Annotated in this window: 8 protein-coding genes and 1 pseudogene; 3 read left to right on the forward strand and 6 right to left on the reverse strand. The window is 57.8% G+C overall.

Annotated elements, in window-relative coordinates:
• Positions 1–335: 335 nt before the first annotated feature.
• The 3 genes from BLT65_RS44770 to BLT65_RS44780 form a co-directional block, all read right to left on the reverse strand.
• Positions 336–2,303: an alkaline phosphatase family protein gene (locus tag BLT65_RS44770; RefSeq protein ID WP_091790494.1), complete on the reverse strand. Its 1,968-nt coding sequence runs from the start codon at positions 2,301–2,303 to the stop codon at positions 336–338.
• Between the two features lie 433 nt (positions 2,304–2,736).
• On the reverse strand, positions 2,737–3,009 hold the full coding sequence (locus BLT65_RS44775) for a hypothetical protein (RefSeq protein ID WP_091790495.1): 273 nt from the start codon (positions 3,007–3,009) through the stop codon (positions 2,737–2,739).
• Between the two features lie 631 nt (positions 3,010–3,640).
• Positions 3,641–4,372 carry an IS6 family transposase gene (locus BLT65_RS44780; protein ID WP_091790496.1) on the reverse strand — a complete coding sequence of 244 codons (732 nt, stop codon included), beginning with the start codon at positions 4,370–4,372 and terminating at the stop codon, positions 3,641–3,643.
• Here BLT65_RS44780 and BLT65_RS44785 point away from each other — a divergent pair.
• Both BLT65_RS44785 and BLT65_RS48290 read left to right on the forward strand, forming a co-directional pair.
• On the forward strand, positions 4,365–4,865 hold the full coding sequence (locus tag BLT65_RS44785; RefSeq protein ID WP_143036709.1) for an amidase domain-containing protein: 501 nt from the start codon (positions 4,365–4,367) through the stop codon (positions 4,863–4,865). The two genes, BLT65_RS44780 and BLT65_RS44785, sit on opposite strands and share 8 nt — an antisense overlap.
• Positions 4,866–4,893: 28 nt before the next feature.
• Positions 4,894–5,067: pseudogene (locus BLT65_RS48290) on the forward strand (SET domain-containing protein-lysine N-methyltransferase); the annotation flags it as partial.
• A 16-nt stretch (positions 5,068–5,083) separates the two neighbouring features.
• Here BLT65_RS48290 and BLT65_RS48295 read toward each other — a convergent pair.
• Positions 5,084–5,245: a hypothetical protein gene (locus tag BLT65_RS48295; RefSeq protein ID WP_244187084.1), complete on the reverse strand. Its 162-nt coding sequence runs from the start codon at positions 5,243–5,245 to the stop codon at positions 5,084–5,086.
• Positions 5,246–6,135: 890 nt separating this feature from the next.
• Between BLT65_RS48295 and BLT65_RS44795 the strand changes: the two genes are divergently transcribed.
• Complete coding sequence (locus BLT65_RS44795) at positions 6,136–6,810, forward strand: response regulator transcription factor (RefSeq protein WP_091790498.1); 675 nt, start codon at positions 6,136–6,138, stop codon at positions 6,808–6,810.
• Between the two features lie 166 nt (positions 6,811–6,976).
• Here BLT65_RS44795 and BLT65_RS44800 read toward each other — a convergent pair whose 3' ends face one another.
• Positions 6,977–7,780: a hypothetical protein gene (locus tag BLT65_RS44800; RefSeq protein WP_208545906.1), complete on the reverse strand. Its 804-nt coding sequence runs from the start codon at positions 7,778–7,780 to the stop codon at positions 6,977–6,979.
• A 65-nt stretch (positions 7,781–7,845) separates the two neighbouring features.
• A partial coding sequence (locus tag BLT65_RS44805; RefSeq protein WP_143036710.1) for an IS30 family transposase occupies positions 7,846–8,166 on the reverse strand: 321 nt, incomplete at its 5' end.

Here is an 8,166-nt window from a genome sequence, read left to right on the forward strand (position 1 = left end):
CGAATTGGCCTCATGTGTCGAACGGCGGATGTTGGCCGGTTTCACCCGCTGGACAATAACGCCACAAAGCCGTTGATGGCGCAGACCACCGTTTCTCAACAGCGGCTTACAGCGAATTTTGCGAGCGTGTACAGTCGGCCATGACCTGTCAATCGACATCGCTCGCTAGACTGGTCAGGAAGAAATCAACAACGCGGTTCCATACGTTGGCCAATGACGGTACACAAACACGAAACGTCAGGAGTTGAAGAAGAAACCGCGCCCCCGACCATGCCGCGCAGTGCCATCTTTCAGATTGGCAGAGCCGGTTCGGCCCTGCCTTCAATGCCACACCGTCAAGGTGTGCGCGGAAACTCGAACGCATCGAATAGATCGCCGATCGCGGGCGCATTGACGGGCACATACGGATGCGTCTGCAACTGGATCGGATTCGGCAGATTGTCACGGCTTCTGTGCGTGATCGGCTTCAGATGCCAGTTGCGTTCGATGAATTTCACGATCGACGCGTGATCTGAATATTGGTGCACGACACGACCACCACGCGAGTACGGCGACACGACGATCATTGGAATGCGCGGACCATCGCCGAAGAAATCGAGTGGCTGGATGTAGCCTGAGTCGTAGTAGCCGCCTCCTTCGTCGGTCGTGATCAGGATCGCCGTCGAGGCCCACAGGCTCGGGTCGCGCTGCACCTTATCGACCAGTTTGTGCACGAACGATTCAAAGAGCCCGAACTTCGACGACTCCGGGTGCCCGTCGAGCAGACCGCCCGGCTTCACGAACGACACCGCTGGCAGCGTACCGTTCGCAATGTCCGCGTACAGGTCGGTCGTGTCCTGCAGGTGTGCATTGACGAGCGCGGGGTTCGTCATGATCGCGGTTTCATACAGAAACGGGTTGCAGATATTGCAGTAGACACTCGTGGCCGGCGTCTTCACAAACGTATTCCAGCCTTCGCCATAGTACTTCCACGAGATGTTCTTTTCGATCAGCGTATCGGCGATCGTCCGCACCGGCGACGGCGGGATCGTGAATGGACTCGTATTGACCGTGCCATCCCCGTTGTAGCCGGGGTTGTAGTTGTTCAGCAGGTAATACGTGTTCGGCGCACACTTCGCTTCCGGCTTGTACGGCAGGCGATCAAGATAGTGGCGCAGCGCGCCGACACCAGGCTGATGACTGTCCGAGCAGTTGCTGTACGAGCCGCCCGAATAGCCGTCCTGCGTATACCAGTTGTTGGTGTTCGGCTGCGGCAGTGGATTCTCGATCTCGTCCGCTGGCGGCTTTGCGGCATTGCCGCTGCCGTCCGTGTAATAGAGCGCATCGGCGGTGCCGATCATGATGCTGTTCGCGCCCGTGCCGCCCATCACCGGCTGGTGATAGTTATCGCTGATCGTGAATTGACGCGCGAGATGCGTGAAATACGGCATGTCGCCTGTATTCACGTTGTAGTAGCCGAGTGCGGTCGCGCCTTCGCCCGTCGTCTCGTCGTTGAAGTTCGCGGGCTGTGGCTTGCCGTTCGAACCGGCGCCCACCGACGTTTCTACCCACGCGAACAGGTCCATCTGGCAACCGCTCGGATTATCGAGCGTGGCGTGATCGATACTGCAATCGGCCTGTTGCCAGTTCTGGTAGAAGCGGTGCACCGGGCTGTTGATGTACTGGTCATAGTCGGGACCGACGCGCGAGATCTGATACGGTCCGTTCGGCAGGTTATAGGTGTTCGAGCCGAAACGCGTATCGACGCTATGCTGCGGCAAGCCGGTCGCGCCGGTGGTCAGGTGCATGACATCCCAGGGCTCCATCATTGCGCCCTCGATGGCCTGCGCCGCGGCGAGCGTGGCGAAGGGCGGCGGGCTGGTATCGCTCGGCGCGCTTACCGTACCGCCCGTATTGGGTGCTGGCAGTACCGGATAGGGTTGTTTGCCGCCAGGCGCCATCTCGAAGCGCTTCGGGTCTGTCGCGCTGGCCGTGTATTGCGCGGCCAGCGCGAAGTTCGGCCCAGGGCGGCCGTCGGCCGTGATAATGCCCCTGGACAACAGGTTCGCCACCGTCTGCCCCTGGCGCGGCGTGTAAGCGCCGAATACGTGGTCGAACGTGCGGTTCTCGCCGACAATCACGATGACGTGCTTGATCGGCGACGCGGTGTTCACCGCCGCCGCAGCAGCAGCCTGCTGCTGGCTCTGCGCGACAGCTGGCCAGATGGCCGCGGCGAGCGCGACGGAAATGGCGCCGCAAAGCAAGCCGCCTTTAAGTGTTGATGAACCAATTGCATTGACAATACTTTTCACGAACGCCTCCATGACGTTACCCGAATGAGCAAGCAGCAATGTGGCGTGTGGAAACAACGGGCAGTGTGCAGGCGCTGCCTCTATTACAAAGCGTTACGACGGAAAGAAATTAAAGGGTGGCAATGACGATACAGGGGCAAAAAGAAGTCGATCAGGTGTGAATTCGCTAACGAATTACTTTCGCAAATTCCTATTGCATAATCCGTGCGGCATTTTCTTTATGGATCGTGGTGCGCTCGCAAAGCTTCGAGCGCAGGTTATTCATTGCCGTCACCTTGTCGCTCGTGATCAGGGCGTCCAACGATAAACAACAACACTGGAACTGTTGTAGTTGTCTTTCGTAATGACGTACCCGGAGGCACATTCAAGCTTCAGGTCGCACTCGAAAGTTTCCTGAGCAGCTTCTCCAACCAGGTTCGCGGCAATTTTGCATGACTTGATATTTTCAGTGCGCCGCGAGCCGCTGCATCGTCGAGAGGTCGCAGGCCTCACTGTCCACTTCAACCACGCGCTGATGAGCGTCGAAATACACCGAGCGCGTCTGCGAGACAGCTCGTCCGAAGTCGTATTCGAAGCACCGAATCCCGTCCGCCTGCGCTTCCGAATCAGGCTGTCCGATGGCCTGCACAACCTCCTGCCCGGACATGCCGACGCTCACGCGACTCGCGAGCAACTCAGGCGATCGTGCAGCGCATCCGGTGACGCCGATCGCCAGCATGGCGCATGCGGCTGGAACGTAACAACGCAGTCGGCTCATCGCATCCCTCCTGATGCTGGAATTCTGCACAATCCGTGCGGCCCGCACAGCCAGGTGAATGCCCAAGCCCTATGCTGGGAGGACCCGGACGCCGCGACGATGGGGTGCATTCTTGCCAGGGTGAAGTGGGCGTGCGAGAGGCTGCATGATGGGACAGACGCAAACGTTCGCTCGTGGGCCGCGTTGCCGCAAAGCCGAGGTTGGCTGTCCTCCGGCGCGGTCATCAGATCAGGACATTCAGCACCACCGGCGTAGCAGCGGGCTCGGGTGTAACATCTGCATCGCCAAGGGTCGTGCCCACCATTGGCGCGAATACCTTCTAGAGCCGCATGAGTCCCGGCCAAGGTGGCAAGTTGCACGTGGCCTGACGCTGCATCGATCGCGAGGGGACAATGACCGCGATATTCATCAGTCACAGCAGCGCCGACAACCCGGCTGCGGCGGAAATGAAGGCCTGGCTGGAAGCTCAAGGTCACACGTCGCTCTTTCTTGACTTCGACCCAGAAGCCGGAATCAGGGGCGGTGCCGCATGGGGGCACTGTCAAGTTGAGGAGCGCAAGTTAAGTGTATGGCTAAAGAGTAGTTATCCTTATCAGATTACTTGTTCGGCTGCGGTTGAGACAGCCCAGCCGTGCCATGTGGCGAGGCGTTCTTTTAGTATGGTGCGATGACATGCCGCGTTCATCTTATGTCTGGGCAACGCGAAGTGCTGCCGGATCAGGCCGAAGCATGAGAGAAACGCCTGCGCGCGACGCGCGTCGCGAAAGCCGTACATCTGGCGTTCGCGCCTGCGGGTTGGCTGGTGGCTATTTTCGGCGCGATTGTTCACGCGAGCAGCCGCTTTGACGAAGACGTGCTTTACCTGAGCGAGTTCAGGAATATCAGCCTTCGCCGCTGGATAACTGCGCAGTTGATCGGTAACGATCTTGCGCGGCACCGGGTTCGATCGCAGCACCCGCCGGAAGAAGCGCCTGGCCGCGGCTTTGTCGCGGCGCTTTTGTACCAGCACGTCAAGCTCGGCGCCATGCTGATCGACCGCACGCCACAACAGATACGGCTCGCCGCGCAGTGTCACGAACATCTCGTCAAGGTGCCACGTGCTGCCCGGCCTCCGCCGTACCGACTTGGCGCACCGGGCGAATCCCGCGCCGAACTTGTCGCACCAGCAGCGGACCGTCTCGTACGTGACCACGACGCCACGCTCAAGCAACAACTCCTCAATGTCGCGCAGGCTCAGGTTGAACCGGAAATACCAGCGAACCGCGCAGCTGATGACGACAGCAGGGAAGCGGTGTCCATGATAAAGCGATTTCGTCTTGTTCATCGCCTCATTCTACCGTCGCCTGTCCGTCAACCTGACACCGCCCCCAGAACAGCTAAAGAAGCCCGATGGAAGCGTTGCTGGGACCTGGAATGAAATGGATGATTGCACCCACTTTGTCTCCTCTTGCATCGGCCAACGCGGGGGTGGACTTCCCGTCACCGGTGATTTTTCTGCCGGACCGTACAGAATCATCAGCGCGAACAAGCTGGTGACCTACCTGATCACAAAGAAATCCGCAGAGTTCAAGGGCGAGAAGACGACGGACGATCACACGGATTTGCTACAACCCGGCGACATCATTGGCTACTTCAAAAAATCAAAAGGACGTTATGTTCATCTCGCCCTTTACGCCGGCGGCGGGAACATTTACTGCCACACCTACAGCAGATCACCGACCTGCACATGGGATCACAACTGGCATCTTCACCCCGGCGACCCAGACTTCTCGTACTCGTTCATCCACATTACTCGGCCGGAGACCATGACCTTGTAGGACGTTTTGGCGACGCAAATGCGAACATGCACGGTTCCTGAACCACGCATGCGCACCGAATTGCGAAGCCATTGAGTCGGGTGATCGTGTCTTCATTCATGCGCTCACCGACATCGCGCCCGCCTCCGAGCTGTTTGTCGACTACGCGCTGGGAATCGACGGAGAACCCACCGATAGGATCAGGCAACAGTGCCAGTCCGGGCACCAAGGCGCGTTCATCAGCCATTGTCGCGGCCGCGCGTACGCTTCAGGATTTCCGTTTCGGCGCTACCTTGTGCGGCCGCCTCAGGCCAGAGTCCGCGGGTTCCTGTTTCGACCTCGACCTGCGCGCGCTGGGGCTGCTCCACGACCCCGACAGTTGCGTCCTGGTCATCGTCCATGCAGACATCCCTCCTGGCCCGTTCTTTCTTCTGTCGCGCCTTTCTTTTCGATCCGGCTTGCCGACTGCGCATCAAAACCGTTCGCACGGTTCGGCGTAAGAGGTGGTCAGGCTCAGCACGGGGTGCTTACGATCGCTGCGCAAGTCTCGTGGTTTTATAAGGATACGAAGGGCCGCAGGTTCCATTAAATCTAGTACAGGAGTCTTCGGATTTCCAGCGGCCTCTCCCAGGATTCGAGTGACCAACTCCATCGCGCAATTCGACCGTCGCGCTTTGACGCGACATTGAACTTTCCGTCGTAATCGTAGGTTTGCAAGTTGTAGGAAATGAACTATAAAACACTGATGTCGCCACCGACTCCGCGGCAGTCTTTGCAGAATCCAACAGTCAATCCGATTTTGCTTCCCGCCTTACTGCCTTTCCGATCGTGCGTATCGATTAACGTAAAAAATCGGATCGTTTCGACTATTTTTGGTCTGTCGTGCAGGGGATTCTATTGTCTGTAAACAGGGTGAGAATCGGCTTCCTTCTGTTTTACATAGCCAATTATTTACGCAGGCGTCTCGAAAAGAATACGTTACGCAATGACGATTCCATTGCATTACACGAAAACTTGACAAGCAGTGCATCGGCTCGCTCGCGAATCTCAATGAGCGGAAAAATATGCGCGGATATTTCTATTTTGTAAATCGAAAGCCGGAAAACGACTCATCGCATTCCAAGATTGTGCATGAGGCTCTCAACGAGAAGACTTCGGCTTTTCCAAACGGACTCGTTGACCAGAGATCGTCCCTGCCTATATCGGGTAAGTTGATGGACATCATCGTCGCGATGCAAACAGCCGCCAGTGTGCGCACGACCCGTTCTTCGCTCTCTTAGGAGCTTCGAACATGAATGTAATCGTGTTGTCACCGATTCGGATGTTCGGCGATGGTCTGGCCACGTCGCTTGGCAATTCAGAGGGAATTCGAGTCGTTGCTGTCGCGCGAGATCTTGCCGGTCTGCGCAACGCGCTGGCCGGTGCGAGCGTGCAAGTCGTGCTGATCGACGTGACGCAGGGCATTGATCTGTACGACATGCGATCCGTTGCCGTTGAACACCCTGCCCTGGCGCTGGTGGCCCTCGGTCTCAACGAGCAACGACAGGACGTGATCCGCTGCGGACGTGCGGGCTTCAGCGGGTACGTGCCACGCGATGCCCCCATTGACGCGCTGCGCGGCGCGATTGCGGATGTTGCAGCGGGCCGTCTCGCATGCCCGGCGGAGATTTCGAGCGCCTTGCTGCGCGCGCTCTTCCGGTCCGATCATCAGAGCGATAGCCTCGACACCGAGCTTGCGTTGACGCAGCGAGAGATGGAAGTCCTGCATCTGCTCGGCCATGGGTACTCCAATAAGGAAATTGCCCGGGAGCTTTGCTTGAGCATCGCCACAGTCAAACACCATGTCCACAGCATTCTGGATAAGCTCAAGCTTCCCAATCGGGTGCTTGCGATGCGGCGTGTGAGGGATGCGCCCTGGCTGGCGTCTGTCGCGAGCAGGAGAGCGGGTGGCGTGAGAGAAGGCTGAATGCCGCAGCCCGTGCAATATGACCGGGTGGCAGTGATGTACAACCATGCTTCGAACGGTCTCGCGCGCAGCGCCGACCACGTGATCAACCGCACCACGGTCAGAAATCACCCTCTCCCGCCAAGACGTGTCGGGTGCCGCGCTTACTTGGCGCGCACGGCAGGTTTCATCCGGGTCCAAACGTTAACCCGGGACTGCCCCCTGGCCACCAATACTTTATGGTTGCTCCAGTACGCTCCGCCGCTTCTTCCATCGCTCTGATGCACGAACCACATGGATCGTATTGTCCAATGATATCGAGAACATCTCCGGGCTGAAGTGGGATGTTACGAAGAGCCCATCTCTCCGTGTGCGTAGCCAGACTGCTCAACGGCCACTTGAGCGCTTTCTCCCCTGCAGGAAGATTGGCCACACCGCCGCTCTGAAGTTTCATCCGCGTTAGCTCCCGCCCTGCTCGACGTTGGATCGCAGTTGCGATGTGGGGCTGACGATACTCACTTCCAAGTATTTTCCTGAGAGCCGCTTCGTTCGAAGGATATCTTTCGCGAATGACGGTCCATGCTATCTCATCGGCCTCGTCGCCGGCTCGCCTGAAGATCTCGAATTCGGTCAACTTTCTATACTGCTCCAATACCTCGGAGGGGATCGGAGTCAGAGTCGAATTATTTGCTTTATCCGCCGCCTGATTGACTTCCGATGAAAATCCGGGATCGCACTTGACAGGATTCTTGAACAAACACCAAACATCCCGTCCCTTCATCCGCCGATATTTCTTTCCGTCAGGAAGCTCGATCTCTGAGTCGTAGACGGGGTCTTCAATGGCGTGGACGTTCGCGGGGCTTTTTGCAAGCTCTCTCGCCTTTTGTTGACTGAGTTGAATTTCCTCGGGAGTAAAGCCTCCCTGCTTCTTGGCTGCCTCTCGAAGAGCCTTAGCTTCTTTGCTTCGAGTGTCCTTAAGTGCCTCGTTCATGGCGTCCTCCTCAGACATCTTGCTATTTCCAGCGGCGGTTTCAAACGTGAAGTGCAACACAAGGCTTAGTGGACAGAAGTATCGGGGCTGGAAGCAAGTGCAAGCATGGTGGAGAAGACTTCGAACGGCGAATGAAATGCGTGTGTGGCACGAGGGCGAGCGTTGAGGCTATCGGCAATGGCGTCAAGGTCATCCTGACTGTAGACCGAGAGATTGGTGCCCTTGGGCAGATACTGGCGTAGCAGACCATTGGTGTTCTCGCACGTGCCACGTTGCCAGGGGCTATGAGGGTCACAGAAGTAGACCTTCACTCCGGTGGCAGCAGCGAGTTGCTCGTGGCACGCCATTTCCTTGCCCTGGTCGTACGTCAGGCTTTGGCGTAGCGG

The organism is Paraburkholderia steynii (genome assembly GCF_900100565.1).
Taxonomy (GTDB): domain Bacteria; phylum Pseudomonadota; class Gammaproteobacteria; order Burkholderiales; family Burkholderiaceae; genus Paraburkholderia; species Paraburkholderia terrae.

What these genes read in the sequence shown, in the direction of transcription:
- BLT65_RS44795 (WP_091790498.1), top strand. Translation starts at nt 6,136, where the DNA reads ATGAATGTAATCGTGTTGTCACCGATTCGGATGTTCGGCGATGGTCTG.
- BLT65_RS48295 (WP_244187084.1), bottom strand. Translation starts at nt 5,245, where the DNA reads ATGGACGATGACCAGGACGCAACTGTCGGGGTCGTGGAGCAGCCCCAG.
- BLT65_RS44775 (WP_091790495.1), bottom strand. Translation starts at nt 3,009, where the DNA reads ATGCTGGCGATCGGCGTCACCGGATGCGCTGCACGATCGCCTGAGTTG.
- BLT65_RS44780 (WP_091790496.1), bottom strand. Translation starts at nt 4,372, where the DNA reads ATGAACAAGACGAAATCGCTTTATCATGGACACCGCTTCCCTGCTGTC.
- BLT65_RS44800 (WP_208545906.1), bottom strand. Translation starts at nt 7,780, where the DNA reads ATGAACGAGGCACTTAAGGACACTCGAAGCAAAGAAGCTAAGGCTCTT.
- BLT65_RS44770 (WP_091790494.1), bottom strand. Translation starts at nt 2,303, where the DNA reads ATGGAGGCGTTCGTGAAAAGTATTGTCAATGCAATTGGTTCATCAACA.